This is a genomic window from Streptomyces sp. NPDC005820, assembly GCF_040630255.1.
In the GTDB taxonomy this organism is placed as follows: domain Bacteria; phylum Actinomycetota; class Actinomycetes; order Streptomycetales; family Streptomycetaceae; genus Streptomyces.
Genome location: NZ_JBEXXE010000003.1, coordinates 340,321 through 355,503 on the forward strand (window position 1 = coordinate 340,321; position 15,183 = coordinate 355,503).

General features: G+C 73.5%; 13 protein-coding genes. 6 read left to right on the forward strand and 7 right to left on the reverse strand.

Going from position 1 to position 15,183, the window contains the following annotated elements; all coding sequences use genetic code 11:
* Positions 1–143: 143 nt before the first annotated feature.
* The 4 genes from lanKC (at position 144) to ABZ464_RS05685 (ending at position 6,759) form a co-directional block, all read left to right on the forward strand.
* Positions 144–2,687, forward strand: a complete 2,544-nt coding sequence (gene lanKC, locus ABZ464_RS05670) for a class III lanthionine synthetase LanKC (RefSeq protein WP_359271380.1) — start codon at positions 144–146, stop codon at positions 2,685–2,687.
* 100 nt (positions 2,688–2,787) lie between these two features.
* Complete coding sequence (locus ABZ464_RS05675; RefSeq protein WP_359271382.1) at positions 2,788–2,913, forward strand: SapB/AmfS family lanthipeptide; 126 nt, start codon at positions 2,788–2,790, stop codon at positions 2,911–2,913.
* Positions 2,914–3,066: 153 nt separating this feature from the next.
* Positions 3,067–4,764: an ABC transporter ATP-binding protein gene (locus tag ABZ464_RS05680; protein ID WP_359271385.1), complete on the forward strand. Its 1,698-nt coding sequence runs from the start codon at positions 3,067–3,069 to the stop codon at positions 4,762–4,764.
* Positions 4,765–4,821: 57 nt separating this feature from the next.
* Positions 4,822–6,759, forward strand: coding sequence for an ABC transporter ATP-binding protein (locus tag ABZ464_RS05685; protein WP_359271388.1), 1,938 nt, complete (start codon positions 4,822–4,824; stop codon positions 6,757–6,759).
* Here the strand turns inward: ABZ464_RS05685 and ABZ464_RS05690 are convergent.
* From ABZ464_RS05690 to ABZ464_RS05705, 4 genes are all read right to left on the reverse strand, one after another.
* On the reverse strand, positions 6,695–7,384 hold the full coding sequence (locus tag ABZ464_RS05690) for an SDR family oxidoreductase (protein WP_359271391.1): 690 nt from the start codon (positions 7,382–7,384) through the stop codon (positions 6,695–6,697). The genes ABZ464_RS05685 and ABZ464_RS05690 overlap by 65 nt on opposite strands.
* Positions 7,385–7,540: 156 nt before the next feature.
* Positions 7,541–7,927 carry a ribonuclease domain-containing protein gene (locus tag ABZ464_RS05695; protein WP_359271394.1) on the reverse strand — a complete coding sequence of 129 codons (387 nt, stop codon included), beginning with the start codon at positions 7,925–7,927 and terminating at the stop codon, positions 7,541–7,543.
* A 120-nt stretch (positions 7,928–8,047) separates the two neighbouring features.
* Positions 8,048–8,674 carry a dihydrofolate reductase family protein gene (locus ABZ464_RS05700; protein WP_359271396.1) on the reverse strand — a complete coding sequence of 209 codons (627 nt, stop codon included), beginning with the start codon at positions 8,672–8,674 and terminating at the stop codon, positions 8,048–8,050.
* Positions 8,675–8,757: 83 nt separating this feature from the next.
* Positions 8,758–9,579, reverse strand: coding sequence for an AIM24 family protein (locus ABZ464_RS05705; protein WP_359271399.1), 822 nt, complete (start codon positions 9,577–9,579; stop codon positions 8,758–8,760).
* A gap of 111 nt (positions 9,580–9,690) precedes the next feature.
* On the opposite strand from ABZ464_RS05705, the gene ABZ464_RS05710 reads away from it, so the two are divergent.
* A complete protein-coding gene (locus tag ABZ464_RS05710) occupies positions 9,691–10,437 on the forward strand; it encodes an SDR family oxidoreductase (RefSeq protein WP_359271401.1) in 747 nt (248 codons plus the stop codon).
* Between the two features lie 4 nt (positions 10,438–10,441).
* Here ABZ464_RS05710 and ABZ464_RS05715 read toward each other — a convergent pair whose 3' ends face one another.
* The 3 genes from ABZ464_RS05715 to allB are packed head-to-tail and all read right to left on the reverse strand — an operon-like array spanning position 10,442 to position 14,012.
* Positions 10,442–11,464 (reverse strand): DUF6236 family protein, encoded by a 1,023-nt coding sequence (locus ABZ464_RS05715; RefSeq protein ID WP_359271404.1) that lies wholly within the window; start codon positions 11,462–11,464, stop codon positions 10,442–10,444.
* 54 nt (positions 11,465–11,518) lie between these two features.
* A complete protein-coding gene (gene alc, locus ABZ464_RS05720; RefSeq protein WP_359271406.1) occupies positions 11,519–12,634 on the reverse strand; it encodes an allantoicase in 1,116 nt (371 codons plus the stop codon).
* A 37-nt stretch (positions 12,635–12,671) separates the two neighbouring features.
* Positions 12,672–14,012, reverse strand: a complete 1,341-nt coding sequence (allB, locus tag ABZ464_RS05725) for an allantoinase AllB (protein WP_359271409.1) — start codon at positions 14,010–14,012, stop codon at positions 12,672–12,674.
* 251 nt (positions 14,013–14,263) lie between these two features.
* Here allB and ABZ464_RS05730 point away from each other — a divergent pair, with 251 nt between their 5' ends.
* Positions 14,264–15,061, forward strand: a complete 798-nt coding sequence (locus ABZ464_RS05730; RefSeq protein ID WP_359271412.1) for an IclR family transcriptional regulator — start codon at positions 14,264–14,266, stop codon at positions 15,059–15,061.
* Positions 15,062–15,183 lie beyond the last annotated feature (122 nt).

The following is a 15,183-nucleotide window of genomic DNA, read 5'->3' on the forward strand; positions in this document are numbered from 1 at the left end:
CTGCCTGCGGAAGCCGGCCTTACGTTACCTTCACATCGTGGACGCAAACCGGTCACAGTATCACCGCCCTCGGACGGTGAAACGGTCCGGCGTTGCCACTGCATCCGTCCGGGAATGTCGAATCACTGCGATGGGGGGCCTCAATGGACATGCGCTACGAGGCGTTTTCGTATGCCGATCCGGTGTTCTACGACTCGCCTGTCCGATGGGCGACGGTGGAGGAGTTCGACGCCGTCGGCGAGCCGTTACCCGCAGGCTGGGCCGGCCACGCGAGAGACGTGTGGGTGGGGCGGCAGCTCGCGGACGTCGAACTCCCCGACCAGGGCTGGAAGATCCATGTGTCCGCGTGCATGGACAACGCGGAGCACATCCTGTCCGTGGTCTCCGCCTACTGCTTCGAGAACCGCGTGGCGTTCAAGTTCCTGCGCAGCCCGGCGCTGGTGCAGACCCAGAACGCGAAGTACGCCTCACGGGGTTCGAGCGGGAAGTTCATGACGCTGTACCCGGTCGACGAACCGACGCTGGAGCGATGTCTCGGCGACCTCGACGCGGCCCTCGCGGGGCAGCAGGGGCCGTACATCCTCAGCGATCTGCGCTGGCGCGAGGGGCCGCTGTACCTGCGCTACGGCGGGTTCACCGAGCAGTTCTGCCGCTCGGAGACCGGCGAGCTCGTCCTGGCGCTGCGGGAGCCCTCGGGCCGGCTGCGGCCGGACGTACGGCGCGCGGTGTTCGAGGTGCCCGACTGGGCCCCCGTACCGGGTGTGCTGGCGCAGGCGCTCGCCGACCGGGCGAGATCGAGCACGGCCGAGTTCCCCTACTCCGTGGAACGGGCCCTGCACTTCTCCAACGGCGGAGGCATCTACACCGCCCGGCCCGCCGGCGGGGGCGACGAGGTGGTCCTCAAGGAGGCCCGCCCGCACGCCGGGCTCGACCAGCGCGGGGACGACGCCGTGCTCCGGCTCGGCAAGGAACGGGACATCCTGCAGCGGCTGGACGGGGTGTCCGCCGTGCCCGCCGCCCTCGACTACTTCACGGCCTGGGAACACCACTTCCTGGTCCAGGAGTATGTGGAGGGCGAGCCGCTGAACCGGTGGTTCGGGCGTCGCTACCCCCTGGTCCATCCCGATCCCGACCAGACGGACGTCGACCGCTACAGAGCGGAGGCACTCGAGGTCCTGGAGGGCATCGAGGAAGGCCTGCGCGCCATCCACGACCGCGGGGTCGTCTTCGGGGACCTCCATCCGCGCAACCTGATCGTCCGTCCCGACGGACGGGTCTGCTTCGTCGACTTCGAACTCGCCTCCCCCGTCGACGCGTTCGTCAGACCCGGCCTCGGCGCCGCCGGCTTCGCGGCCCCCGCCGATCTGCACGGGTTCGCGATCGACCGCCACGCCCTCGACGCACTGCGCCTGTGGATCTTCATGCCGCTGATGCAGCTGACGTCGCTGGACCCGGGCAAACGGGCCCAGTTGGCCGGCGCCGCGGCGGACCGCTTCGGACTGCCCGCCCCCGCCCCGGCCCCACCGCCCTCCGCGGCCTCCTCCTCCCCCTCCGGCCCACCGGGGCGCGACGCGCTCACCGCCCTCTTCAGCGGCGACCGCGCCTCCTGGCCCGCCCTGCGCGACTCTATGGCCGCGGCGATCAACGCCAGCGCCACCCCGGAACGCACCGACCGGCTCTTCCCGGGCGACCCGAACCAGTTCACCCACGACGGACTCGGACTCGCGTACGGCGCCTCGGGCGTGCTGTGGGCCCTGCACTGCACCGGCGCACCCGTCGCCCCCGACCACGTCCAGTGGCTCCTGGACGCCGTCGCCCGCGAACCCTGCCGCCCCGGTCTCTACGCCGGCTCGCACGGTGTCGCGCTGGCCCTCGACCGCCTCGGCCACGCCCGGCAGGCGCACAATCTCCTCGACCGTCTGCTGAAGGACCCGCCGGACGGCCAGGGCAGCGATCTCGCCGGCGGACTGCCCGGCATCGGACTCACCCTGCTGCACTTCGCCGGCACCACCGGCGACGCCTCCCTGCACGCCGCCGCCGTGGACACCGCCGGACGCCTCGCCGACCGCCTGCGGGCACCCTCCGGCGAGGGCGGCCCGCCCACCGCCGCCCGCAGCGGGCTGATGCACGGCAGCACCGGAGCCGCACTGCTCTTCCTACGCCTGTACGACAGCACCGGCGACCCCGAGCTGCTCGACCTGGCGGAACTGGCGCTCGGCCGGGACCTGGACCGCTGCGTCCTCGGCGAGGACGGCACCCTCCAGGTCGACGACGGCAGCAGGGTGCTGCCGTACCTGGAGTCGGGCAGCGCGGGTATCGCCGCCGTCCTCCACTCCTATCTGAGCCATCGCCCGGATCCGGCACTGCGGCAGAGCCTGGACCGCATCCGCGGCGCGGCCGAGCCCGAGTTCATCGTCCAGCCCGGGCTGTTCAACGGGCGGGCGGGACTGGTCTCGCTGCTGTGCCTGCTCCAGGACGACAGCGGGGTCCACGACCGGGTGATCCGGCGTCACATCCGGCGACTTGTCTGGCACCTCATCCCCTATCAGGGACACGTGGCCTTCCCCGGCGAGCAGCTCCTGCGGCTGTCGATGGACCTGGCCACCGGCTCCGCCGGCATCCTGCTCGCCCTCGGATCGGCCCTCGCCGACACCCCGGCGCTGCCCTTCTGGCAGCGGACGGCCTGACACCACCGCGGCACCCCCTCTGCGAACCACCCTTCGCAGCCCAGAGTTTCCGGCGACCGCCGGGAAGCAGAAGCACCAACCGAAGTGACAGGAGTACACCATGTCCATCCTCAGCCTGCAGGCCCTGGAGACCGTCGAGGAGACCACCGAGTACATGTCGGTGATCAGCTCCCTCTCCGCGGTGAACTGCACCAACAGCACCGTCAGCACCCTGCTGTGCCTGTAGTCGGCACTCCCGGGGCCGGTGCGCCCCACCACCGGACGGCCGGGTGACCGGAGGGCCGGATGAACAGAGCCGGCCCGGGCTGAGCTAGAGCCCGGGCCGGCGCTCATGTGCCACCCGTTCGGACCGTCCGTCCCTCTCCCGCAGGAGCCCCGTATGCGGCACGGCCTCACCACCACCGTACTCCGACTGTGGTGGCCCACCGCGCTCGCGCTGTCCGTGGCGGCCGGCTCGCTGGCCGCGCTGCTCCTGCCCGCCGCCGTGTCCCGGGCCGTGGACCGGGCCCTCGCCGGTGGCGGCGGCGCGGGGGTCGTCCCGCTGGCCGCGGTCGTCGGACTGCTCACGGTGGCGGAGGCCGCCGCGCAGTACGCGGGACCGCGCGCCACCGCCGAGACCACGGCCCGGCTGCGCGCCGCCCTGGTGCGGCACATCATGGCCGGCGGCCCCCACCCCGCGCGGCAGACCGCGACCGGCGACCTGGTGGCCCGGCTCACCGCCGGCACCGCGGAGGCCGGGCTGGCCGGGCAGGCGATCGTCTACGCGGTCGCCCAACTCGCCATGGCCAGCGGCGCCGTGGTGGCCCTCGCCCTGCTCGCCCCCGAACTGGCCGCGGCCTTCCTGGTGACCGCCCCGGCCGGCTGGCTGCTGCTGCGCCGGCAGCTGCGGCGCACCGTACGGCGCGGCACGGGCTACCAGAGCGCGCAGGCCGCCGTGGCCGCCCGGCTGCTGGACGCCCTCGCGGGCAGCCGCACCATCGCCGCCGCCGGAACCGTCGAGCAGGAGATCGAGCGCGTGCTGCGGCCGGTGGCCGAACTCTCCCGGCACGGACGCGCGTTGTGGGACAGTCAGCGCCGTGTCGCCTGGTCCACCGGTCTGCTCGCCCCGGCGACCCAGATCACCGTGCTCGCCGTCGCCGGACACGAACTCTCCACCGGGGCGCTCAGCACGGGCGAGTTGATCGCCGCGCTCGGCTACACCGCGCTGGGGCTCGGCGGCTTCGGCACGGCGCAGAGCCTGCTGGACCTCGCCCGCGCCCGGGCGGGACAGGCCCGGGTGTCCGAGGTGCTCGACGCCCCCCGGGGGCCGGTCGGGCTGCGCGCCCTGCCGCCGGGTCCCGGACGGGTGGAGATCCGTGAGGTCACCGTACGGCGGTCCGGACGGGCCGTCCTGGACCGGCTGGAGCTGGTCCTCCCGGCGGGCACCTGCACCGCGCTGGTGGGGAGTTCGGGGTCGGGCCGTTCCACGCTGGCCGCGGTGGCCGGCGGGCTGCTGGTCCCGGACGGGGGCCTGGTGCTGTTGGACGGCGTGCCGCTGGACGAGATCCGTCCGGCGGACCTGCGGGGCGCCGTCTCCTACGCCTTCGGTGACCCCGTGCTGACCGGGGTCACCGTCCTCGACGCCCTCACGGCCGCCGCGGAACCGGTCCGCGCCGCCGACGCCCGCCGGGCCGCGTGCGCGGCGCAGGCGGACACCTTCGTGCGCCGGCTGCCCTCCGGTTACGACACCCCCCTCGCCGACGCGCCCCTGTCCGGGGGGCAACGGCAGCGGGTGGGGCTCGCGCGCGCCCTGGCCCGCGACTGCCGGCTGCTCGTCCTCGACGACGCCACCTCCAGCCTCGACACCGCCACCGAGGCCGCGGTGCTGCACGCCGTGGCCGCCTCCCACGGGGACCGCACCCGGCTGATCGTGACCCACCGGACGTCGACGGCGGCCCGGGCGGACGCGGTGGCCTGGCTGGACGCGGGACGCATCCGGGCCGTCGCCCCCCACCGGGACCTGTGGCGCACACCGGCCTACCGCCGCATCTTCACCGGCACGGGGGACGCCGACGGGCCCGGGGAATCCGGGGACTGAAGGCCCGTACGGCCGGATGCGGACCGGACCGGACCATGGACGAAAGGACTGGCACGCATGGCCCAGGCCCACGGCACCGCCGACGCCCCCCGACCGCGCCCTCACCCGCACCCGCACCCGGGCCCCGACGGGGACCCGGGTTCTCGTACGACGGTCACGGCGCCGCTCACCACCAGCGCCGCCGCCCTGCACCTGGTCCGGGGCGCCCTCACCCACAGCCGGGCCGCGGCGCTCCGGCTGGCCTGGTGGACGCTGGTGTCGGCCGCTCCCGCCCTCGTCTCCGGCAAGGCCCTGGCCCTCGCCGTCGACGAGGGTTTCCTGGCGCACCGCCCCCGGACGGCGGCCCTGGGCCTGGCGGTGTTCGCCCTGTGCACCCTGGGCGGGGCCTGGGCGAGCCGGCAGACCTACCCCTGGCTGGCCGAGATCGTCGAGCCGCTGCGGGACCGTCTGCTCGGCGAGGTCGTCACCGGCACGCTGCGCCGTGCGGTGGGGCGCGGCGCCCGGCGGGACGGTGTCGACGCCGTCGCGGTGGCCCAGCTCACCCGGCAGGTGGAGGCGGTCCGTGACGCGCTCGCCGGACAGCTCATGCTCGTCTGGCAGTTCGTGCTGACGGTCGGGGCCGTCGTCGTGGGCACCGCCTTCATCGCCCCGGCCGCCGTACCGCTGGTGGCCGTGCCGCTGGTGGTGGCGCTGGGCGTGTTCGCCGTCCTGGCGCCGGTGACCGTCCGGCGCCAGCATGCGGCGTTCCAGGCCGAGGAGACGCTCGCCCGGGAGACCGTCGCGACCGTCGGGGCCCTGCGCGACATCGTCGCCACCGGCACCCACGACCGGGCGGAGCACGAGGTGCTCGACGCCGTGCGGGCCCACCTGCGCGCCTCCCGGAAGCTGGCGACCGTCGCGGCGGTGCGCCGGCTGATCGTGGCGCTGGGCGCGCACAGCCCGCTGCTGCTGGTGGTGTTCGCCGCGCCGGGCCTGGTGGACCGCGGTATGACACCGGGCGACGTCGTGGGTGTGCTCAGCTATGTGCTGTCCACCCTCGAACCCGCCGTCCGGCTGCTGGTGCAGGGCGTCGGCGCCTCCTGGCTGCGGCTGTCCGTGGCGGCGGAGCGGCTCGCCGGGGCCGCGCGCCACCCCGGGCCCCCCGAGGACCCCGACCCCGCGCTCCGGCCGGCCGACGGATCGGTCGTGCTGTCGGACGTCACCTTCGCCTACGGCCCGGACGCCGAGCCGGTCCTCGACGGTCTCGATCTCCTCCTCGCCCACGGTGACCATCTGGCCGTGGTCGGCCCCTCCGGCGTGGGGAAGTCCACGACGGCCGACGTCCTCACCGGGATGCTCCGGCCCGACCGCGGGCGGGTCACCCTGGGGGGCGTGCCCCTCGACCGGATCACCCGGGACGAGCTCGGCAGGGCCCGGGCCCTGCTGCCGCAGAACCCCTATGTGTTCGCCGGGACGGTGCGGGAGAACCTCACCCAACTCGCCCCCGGCGCCCCGGACGAGGCCGTCGCCCGCACCGTGGAGGAACTCGGCCTGGGCCGGGTCGTACGACGGCTGGGCGGGCTCGACGGCCAGGTGGACCCGGCCGGGCTGTCCTCGGGCGAGCGGCAGCTCGTCGCGCTGGCGCGGGTGCATCTCTCCCCCGCCGCGCTCGTCGTGCTCGACGAGGCGACACGGCATCTCGACGCCGAGGCCGAACAGCGGGTCGAGGAGGCGTTCCGGCGGCGGCCCGGCACGGTCGTCACCCTCGCGCACCGGCTCGCCCTCGCCCGCCGCGCGGACCGGGTGCTCCTCCTGGACGGGCGGCGCGCGTGGGTCGGCACACATGACGCCCTGCTGGCGCAGGTCCCGTTCTACGCCGACCTGGTGGGCATCTGGAACACCGGTGCGGCCGGGCCCGACGACGACGGGCCCGGCCTGGGCGGGAACCGGCTCAGCAGCCCGGACGCAGCATCAGATCGCTCATCGTCGCGTCCCTCGGCAGACCGAGCGCCGTGACGACGGCGGCGGCCACGGAGGCCGGGCTCATATGGGCCTCCGGTGCGTACGGCAGCCCGAACTGCTCGTGCAGCCGGACCTGCATCGGTGTGTCGGTCTCGCCCGGATAGACGGTGGTGACCCGGACGCCGTGCTCGTACTCCTCCGCTCTCAGGGTCTCGGCCAGCGCCTTCAGTCCGAACTTGGACGCCGCGTAGGCGCCCAGCCGCGGCGGCGCGTGGACGCCCGCTCCCGAGTTCATGAAGACGACCTGTCCGCGGGCCGCCCGCAGCGCGGGCAGCAGCAGCCGGGTGAGCTCCGCCGGAGCGACGAGGTTGACCGCGAGCGTGCGCTCCCAGACCTCGGCGCCGGCCTCACCGACCCGCCCCGACTCGGCCACACCGGCCACGTGCAGCAGCGAGTCCAGCCGCGGGGGCAGCGCCTGTGTCTCCAGCCGGGCGCGCAGGGCGCCCGGCGCGGCCAGGTCCGCCACCAGGGTCCGGCTCCGGGGGAACCGCGCCCGCAGCGTTCTGGCCCGGGACCCGTCCCGGGCCAGCAGCCACAACTCGTGCCCCCGCGCGGCGAAATGAGCGGCCAGGGCCGCTCCGATGCCGGAACCGGCACCTGTGATCAGAAACACTCCCATAACCTGATACTTACCCAATATGGCGTTCTTTTCCCCTACGGGGAGGGCGAGTTCGGGCGGGGACACGCCTCGCCCCGCGGCCGTGGTGCGTGGGGGATGGCCGCGGGGCGGGGGTGGTGCGCTTGCGCCGTTCCTGAGGCTGGTCCGTGGGGTGACTCAGCAGTCGTAGTCGATCAGGTCGAACGTCGCGTAGTGGTCAGCCGTGTAGTAGTCCTCGTCGGTCTTCTTGCCGGTGACGACACGGCGGGCGCCGCGGGTGGAGGAGCCCGGCGTCTTGACCGTGTACTCGTGGTAGTAGCCCGTGGACTGCGCGGGCAGGACGCCTTCCCGGTTCTGGAAGACGGATCCGTCCTGCGAGTACGGGAAGGGGCCACCCTGCTCGATCAGTTCGAGCGTGTCGTACGCCTGGGAGGGCAGGTCGCCGTAGCAGACGCTGCCGACCGCGGCGGCCGCGGGAGTGGCGGTGACGGTGCCGCCCACGAGCAGGGCGGAGAGGACAGCGGCGGCGGCGCCGACGCGAGTGATGCGTGGGGGGAATCTCATGCCCTCATGATGACGCGCGTAGACCCTGGCATGTCAATGACAACTCCGGAGATTTTCCCGTCAAGTCCCATGAGTTTTCACCGAGTTAACTTCACGAACGGCCCGTCGGGGGCGTCTGTCCTAGGCCTCTTCCGGGGGGCCGAAGGAGCCGTAGTTCGGGCGGCCCGCGAAGTCGTACGTCTGGATGGAGACGCCGGCTCCGGTGACGCGGCCCGCGGTGTGCCGGAAGGCCGTCGGGACGGCGCCCTCGGCGAAGAAGCGCAGGCCGGTGCCGAGGACCACCGGGAAGGTCAGCAGATGGAGCGTGTCGACCAGGTCGAGGGCCAGCAGCGACTGGACGAGGGCGCCGCTGCCGTGCACCTGGAGCTCGCCGTCGGTGGTCTCCTTCAGCGCGGTGACCTCCTTGGCGAGGTCGCCGCCGAGGACCGTGGTGCCGGCCCACCGCGGGTCGGTGAGGGTCGCGGAGGGCACGTACTTCGGCAGTGCGTTCAGCTTGCCGGCCACCGGGTGGGCGGGGTCGGTCACCTTCGGCCAGTACGACGCGAAGATGTCGTAGGTCCGGCGGCCGAGGAGGAACGCCCCGACCCCGTCGAAGACCTCGTTGACGAAGCCGCCGAAGCCCTCGTCGGCGAACGCGAAGCTCCAGCCGCCCTGCGTGAAGCCGTCCCGGGTGTCCTCCTGGGGGCCGCCGGGGGCCTGGTAGACGCCGTCGAGGGTGACGAAGATGGTGGAGACGAGCTTGCCCATGGCGGGTGCCTGCTTTCTGGCGCGGGGTCTGTTGTCATCACCTCAGACCCCGCCGGTGCCCGCAACTCATCGGTGCGCCCGGCTCAGCCCGCGTTCGTCGAGAACAGTCCGCCCGTCGGGCCCTGCTTGTCGCCGCCCTGGGCCTTCTTCAGGGCGTTGGCGAGGCTCTCGATGGTGAGGGACTGCAGGATGACCCGGCCGTTGCCCTCCAGGGTGGCCAGGGAGAGGCCCTCACCGCCGAAGACGGCGTTCATGAGGCCCTGGCGGTTGAGGCCGCCGACGCGCTGGACGCCGTACTGGATGCCCTCCTCGAAGGCGACCACGCACCCGGTGTCGACCTCGACACGGCCGCCGAAGTCGGCCGGGTTCAGGTCGATGAAGTTGCCCGCGCCGGCGATGATCACCGTGCCGTACCCGGTGAACTTCTCCAGGACGAAGCCCTCGCCGCCCTTCATGCCGGTACGGCCGCCCTGGAAGGCGATGCCGAAGTCGACGGTGGACTCGGCGGCCACGAAGGCGTCCTTCTCGGCGAACCACGCGCGCGTGCCGTTCAGCTCCAGGGCGCGCATCTCGCCCGGCAGGACGCCCGCGAAGCCGACCGTGCCCTCGCCGCCCTGGGCGGTGAAGTACTGGAACGCCAGCGACTCGCCCGCGAGGGCGCGCTGGCCGACCTGCATGGCGGTGCCCATGGCCTGGCGGAGCATGCCGCCCATGCCGCTGCCGCCGCCGCCGTTCTGCGCCGGCTGGCCGCCGCCGCCCGAGGGGCCGCTCAGACGGGTCTCCATGGTCACGTTCGTGGTCTTGAACAGGAACTTTCCGGCTTCGCAGTACACGGTCTGGCCGGGGGCGAGGTTGACGACCGCCATCTGCATGGCGTTGCCGACGATTTCTTGCTGAAGGGTCACGGAAGGAGAACGCGGGAGGTGGAGGGAAGAGTTCCGCTCGGTGGGGGGTGAGCCGAGGTCGGCGTCCGGCGACCGCCAGCACGCGGGGGTGCGGGCCGGTGGGATGGACCCATGACAACGACTTACGGAACTCTGCGCGGCAAGGTGGCCCTGGTGACCGGCGGTGGCCGTGGCATCGGTGCCGCCACGGCTCTGCGGCTGGCCCGGGAGGGCGCGGACGTGGCGGTGACGTACGTGAACGGCGAGGAGGCGGCCGTGGACGTCGTACGGGCCGTGGAGGCCCTCGGGCGCCGGGCGGTGGCCCTGCGGGCCGACTCCGGGGACCCCGAGGAGGCGGCCGGGGCCGTGGCGCGGACGGCGGAGGCGCTCGGCGGGCTCGACGTGCTGGTGAACAACGCGGGGGTGGGTGTGCTGGGGCCGGTGGAGGGGCTGGCGCTCGCGGACGTCGACCGGGTGCTGGCGGTGAACGTCCGCGGGGTGTTCCTCGCCTCGCGGGCCGCCGCCGGGCGGATGACGGGCGGGGGGCGGATCATCACCGTCGGCTCGTGCATGGTCCAGCGGGTGCCGGGGCCCGGCGGGACGCTGTACGCGATGAGCAAGGCGGCGCTGGTGGGGCTGACGAAGGCGCTGGCCAGGGAGCTGGGGCCGCGGGGGATCACGGCGAACATCGTGCACCCCGGACCGGTCGACACGGACATGAACCCGGCGGACGGCCCGTACGCGGCCGGACAGGCGGCGATGACGGCGCTGGGTCGCTTCGGACGGACGGAGGAGGTGGCGGCGACGGTGGCCCACCTGGCGGGGGCGGACTACGTGACGGGGGCGGAGTTCGCGGTGGACGGCGGGCACGCGGCGTGAGACGTCAGGCCAGGGTCTCCCGGACCCTGTGCAGGTAGCTGAAGTCGTGGTCGTCGCGGGCCCGCGCCAGGGGGCGGATCTCGCGGGTGGCCACGTTCAGGGCGTAGCCGCCGACGGCCCCGAGGACCCAGCTCAGACCGGGCTGCACGGCGCTGCCGGCCGCCGCCGCGAGCGCCACGGTCACCGTCACCGACCGCTCCACCCAGGCCATACGGCTGCTCCGCGCGGCCTTGCGGTAGTCCTCGACGGACTGCTCGACCTCGCGGCGCAGATGGGCGAGGACGTCGGCGGGATGCTCGTAGTCGCGGCGGAGGTCGCCGAGGAGCCGGTGCAGGGCGCGCATCAGGCGCTCGCGTTCGTCGGCGTGGCGTGCACGGAAGGCGAGGACCTCGGCGGTCCCCGTTCCCGGGGCGGGCACGGGGAGGAGACGGCCGATCTCCATCTCCCAGGCGGCCACCGACAGCCGGGTCGCGCTCAGGGAGAGGCGGTGGGCGTCCGGGCGGTCGGTGTACGGGGTGTAGGAGCCGTCGGCGTGCCGGGCGAGTTCGCGTGCCATGGCGCCGACGACGAGTTCCTGGACCCGGTGCGGTACGCCCACCTTCCAGGAGTGCGGGTCGAGCGGGGTGGCCAGACCGAGCCGCCCCAGTTCCCTGGGCAGCCAACTGCTCATCTTCGACTCGTAGAGGAAGGCTTCGGGCGGTGACGAGAGCGGGGGCCGGTGGGGGCTCGCCGCCAGGCGCCGCAGTTCCTGCCTCAGGGCCAGGGAGGCGGCACAGCGCCGCTCCTCGGGCTCCAGCCAGGAGAGGACGTCGTCGGGGTCCCTGAGGAGGTCCAGGTAGCGCTCGGTCAGCGCCAGCGGTTTGTACAGACCCCGTTCCCGCAGATCCTTCAGCTCCGGGGAGACGGCGACCTCGTAGACCTCGGGATCCGCCGGCACGACCGAGCCGATCCCGTCCCAGTACAGCAGTGCCTGGTGGAGGACCTCCGTGGGCGGCCTCACCGAAGGGTGGTACAGCAGGACCGCCATCACGCCTCCCCGTGAACACCCCGTATCCCGACGGGGTGTTCACAGTAGCGGAGGTCAGCCGCCCAGTTCCTGGTTCCGTGCCGTGAGCGCGGTGGTGCCCGCGTCCGTGAGGGTGCCGTGCAGGCGGAGGCGGGAGATGCCGCCGTCGGGGTAGATGTCCACGCGCGCGTGGGTGGCGACGGTGGGGGTGGGGAGGCGGAAGCGGTGGTTGGTGTCGGGCTGGAGGCGGGTGCGGGGGACGATCTCCGTCCACTCGCCGTCGTCGCCGTCGCGGACGGAGACCGACGCCCAGCCGGCGCTGTTGCCCTTCAGGTACGCCGTGTCGATCTCCACGGCGCGGATCACGGACTGGGCGACCAGGCGGTAGCGGATCCAGTCGTTGCCCCGGTCGCGGCGGCGGCGGGTCTCCCAGCCGTCGTCCATCTGGCGGGAGCGGCCCGGGCGGATGGTGTTCGACGGAGGTGAGTAGAAGCGGTTCGAGGCGTCCTCGGCGCGGCCGCCGTTCTCCAGGGCGACGACGTCGAAGGCGCCGAGCAGCGCGAGCCACGCGGGGTCGGGGACGACCTCGCCGTACACGCGCAGGCGCGCGATGCCGCCGTCGGGGTGCTGGTTGACGCGCAGGTGGGTGAAGCGCTGTTCGAGGGAGACGGCGAAGCCGTTCGCCGCGTGGCCGCCGACCGGGGTGCGCGGGACGAGCGTCGTCCATTTCACGTCGTCGCCGAGGAGGTCCTCCGGGGACGGGGTGCCGGGGACGGACGTGCCCTCGACCGAGACCGCCTGCGGGTAGTTGCCGCGGAAGTGGGCGGTGTCGACGACGATCCCGCGGATCACCCCGGGGGCGCCGAGGCGGACCAGCGCCCAGTCGTGGTCGTCGGCGGTGGGCCACGGGTGGTCGGCGGAGGCGCCGCGGCGGCGGCGGGTCTCCCAGCCGTCCATGATCTTGCCCTTGTGGCCGAAGCGCTCGGGGTCGAACTCGGCGCGATGGGGCAGCAGCAGGTTCTCGCGCTGGGCGAAGAACTCGTCGTTGGCGGCGACGACGGCGGCGCCGAGCTGCCGGTCGGCGAGGTCGGCGAGGTGGGTGAAGGGGAAGTCGGCGGTGCGGTAGTCCGCGTACGGGTCGCCGCCGCCGTAGGGGTTCGCGTCGCCGGTGAACGTCGGTATCGCTGCCACGGGGTGTGCCTTTCGGGATCGGCCGGTGCGGGTCGCGTCAGGGGGTGCGGGTGAGCAGGGTGCCCTTCGGTGCGGTGAACTCGCCGTCCGCGACGATGCGTTCGCCGCGCAGCCAGGTGGACCGCACGACGCCGTACAGGGTGCGGCCGGCGTACGCGGTGACGCGGTTGCGGTGCTGGAGTGCGGCCGGGTCGACGGTGAAGGTGGCGTCGGGGTCGAGGACGGCGAAGTCGGCGTCGTGGCCCGCCGCGATGGCGCCCTTGCGGGCTTCCAGGCCCACGAGCCGCGCGGTGTTCGCCGACATCCAGCGGACCACGTCCTCCAGGCCGTGCCCGCGCCGGCGGGCCTCGGTCCAGACCGCCGCGAGGCTCAGCTGGAGGCCGGAGATGCCGCCCCAGGCCGTCGCGAAGTCGCCGGTCTTCAGGTCGGCCGTCGACGGGGAGTGGTCCGTCACCACGCAGTCGACGGTGCCGTCGGCGAGCGCCTGCCAGAGCAGGTCCTGGTTGGCGGCCTCACGGATGGGCGGGCAGCACTTGAACTCGCTGGCGCCGTCGGGGACCTCCTCGGCGGTGAGGGTGAGGTAGTGGGGGCAGGTCTCGGCGGTGATGCGCACGCCGTTCGCCTTGGCGGCCGCGATCAGCGGCAGCGCGTCGCTGGAGGACAGGTGCAGGACGTGCACGCGGGCGTGGAGGTGTCTCGCCCGGTCGATCAGGGCGGCGACGGCCGTGTCCTCGGCGGCGCGGGGGCGGCTGGCCAGGAAGTCGGCGTAGCGGGGGCCGCCCTGCTGGGGCGCGGTGTCGAGGTGGTGCGGGTCCTCGGCGTGGACGATGAGCAGACCGCCGAAGCCGGCGATCTCGGTCAGGGACCGGGTCAGTCCGTCCTGGTCCAGGTGCGGGAACTCGTCCACGCCGGACGGGGACAGGAACGCCTTGAAGCCGAAGACCCCGGCGTCGTGCAGCGGGCGCAGGTCCTTGACGTTGTCGGGCAGGGCGCCGCCCCAGAAGCCGATGTCGATGTGCGCCTTGTCGGCGGCGACCTCCCGCTTGACGCGCAGATGGTCGACGGTCGTGGTGGGCGGCAGGGAGTTCAGCGGCATGTCGACGAGGGTGGTGATGCCGCCGGCCGCCGCCGCGCGCGTGGCGGTCCAGAAGCCCTCCCAGTGGGTGCGGCCGGGGTCGTTGACGTGCACGTGGGTGTCGACCAGGCCGGGCAGCAGGACGTCGTCGCCGAGGTCCTCCGGGCGGGCCCCCGCGGGGACGGGGGCGTCGTACGGCAGGACGGCCGTGATCGTCCCGCCGGAGACGGCGACCGAGGCGGCGCGTGTCCCTTCGGGAGTGATGACACGCGTCGAGCGCAACACCAGTTCAGCGTCGGACACCCGGACCCCTCTCTGCCGCCGTTTACTTCCACGTAACGGAATTCAACGTTCTGTTGAAGGAGTCTTCCCTCCCGGCTCGCGAGCCGTCAAGGGCGCCCCTCTTCAGAGTGCCTCCGCCGTCGCCACTCTGGAGGTTTCCATGAAGTGGAAATATAATTCCAGCAAGCAGAACGTAGCTACGCACGACCGGGGAGTCAACCGACCGCCGGGTAGGCTTCAGCTCCTCCCGCCAGTGTCGAAAGGAACGCGCCGTGCCGACGTCGAGCGCCAGCACCTCCGACTCCGCCCGGTCCGCCGGCGGAGGGGTCCAGTCCCTCGAGCGCGCCTTCGACCTGCTGGAGCGGATGGCGGACGCCGGCGGCGAGGTCGGGCTGAGCGAGCTGTCCGCGAGCAGCGGGCTGCCGCTGCCCACCATCCACCGGCTGATGCGCACGCTGGTCGTCTGCGGGTACGTCCGTCAGCAGCCCAACCGCCGGTACGCGCTCGGTCCGCGGCTGATCCGGCTCGGCGAGTCGGCGTCCCGGCTGCTGGGCACCTGGGCGCGGCCGTATCTGGCGCGACTGGTCGAGGAGACCGGGGAGACGGCGAACATGGCGCTGCTCGACGGGGACGAGATCGTGTACGTCGCGCAGGTGCCGTCGAAGCACTCGATGCGGATGTTCACCGAGGTGGGGCGGCGGGTGCTGCCGCATTCCACGGGGGTGGGCAAGGCGCTGCTCGCGGGGTTCCCGGACGCCGAGGTGCGCGCGCTGCTCGCCCGTACGGGCATGCCGGCCGCGACCGAGAAGACGATCACCACTCCGGAGGGTTTCCTCGCGGCGCTCGCGGACGTGCGGCGCACGGGGTACGCGGTCGACGACAACGAGCAGGAGATCGGCGTGCGCTGCCTCGCGGTGTCCGTGCCCGACTCCCCCACCGCGGCGGCCGTCTCCATCTCCGGCCCGGCGGGCCGCGTCACGGAATCGGCGACGGAACGCATCGTCCCGGTCCTGCAGCAGGTGGCGGCCGAACTCTCCCAGGCCCTGGCCAACCCGGGCCCGGCGGCCTAGAAACCAGTGCCGCGGCAGGCAACGTTAGCCCGTCAAGGAGCGGCGTCCGGTGCGTGCTCTCGTCGTGCCGGCCGGAAGCCCTCGTACTGGATGTACTTGGGCTTTCGGCCGGTGCGGCGAGA

Coding starts and splice junctions, on each gene's coding strand:
- ABZ464_RS05710 (WP_359271401.1), top strand. CDS start 9,691: ATGACAACGACTTACGGAACTCTGCGCGGCAAGGTGGCCCTGGTGACC.
- ABZ464_RS05675 (WP_359271382.1), top strand. CDS start 2,788: ATGTCCATCCTCAGCCTGCAGGCCCTGGAGACCGTCGAGGAGACCACC.
- ABZ464_RS05715 (WP_359271404.1), bottom strand. CDS start 11,464: ATGGCGGTCCTGCTGTACCACCCTTCGGTGAGGCCGCCCACGGAGGTC.
- ABZ464_RS05680 (WP_359271385.1), top strand. CDS start 3,067: ATGCGGCACGGCCTCACCACCACCGTACTCCGACTGTGGTGGCCCACC.
- ABZ464_RS05695 (WP_359271394.1), bottom strand. CDS start 7,927: ATGAGATTCCCCCCACGCATCACTCGCGTCGGCGCCGCCGCCGCTGTC.
- ABZ464_RS05685 (WP_359271388.1), top strand. CDS start 4,822: ATGGCCCAGGCCCACGGCACCGCCGACGCCCCCCGACCGCGCCCTCAC.
- lanKC (WP_359271380.1), top strand. CDS start 144: ATGGACATGCGCTACGAGGCGTTTTCGTATGCCGATCCGGTGTTCTAC.
- ABZ464_RS05690 (WP_359271391.1), bottom strand. CDS start 7,384: ATGGGAGTGTTTCTGATCACAGGTGCCGGTTCCGGCATCGGAGCGGCC.
- ABZ464_RS05700 (WP_359271396.1), bottom strand. CDS start 8,674: ATGGGCAAGCTCGTCTCCACCATCTTCGTCACCCTCGACGGCGTCTAC.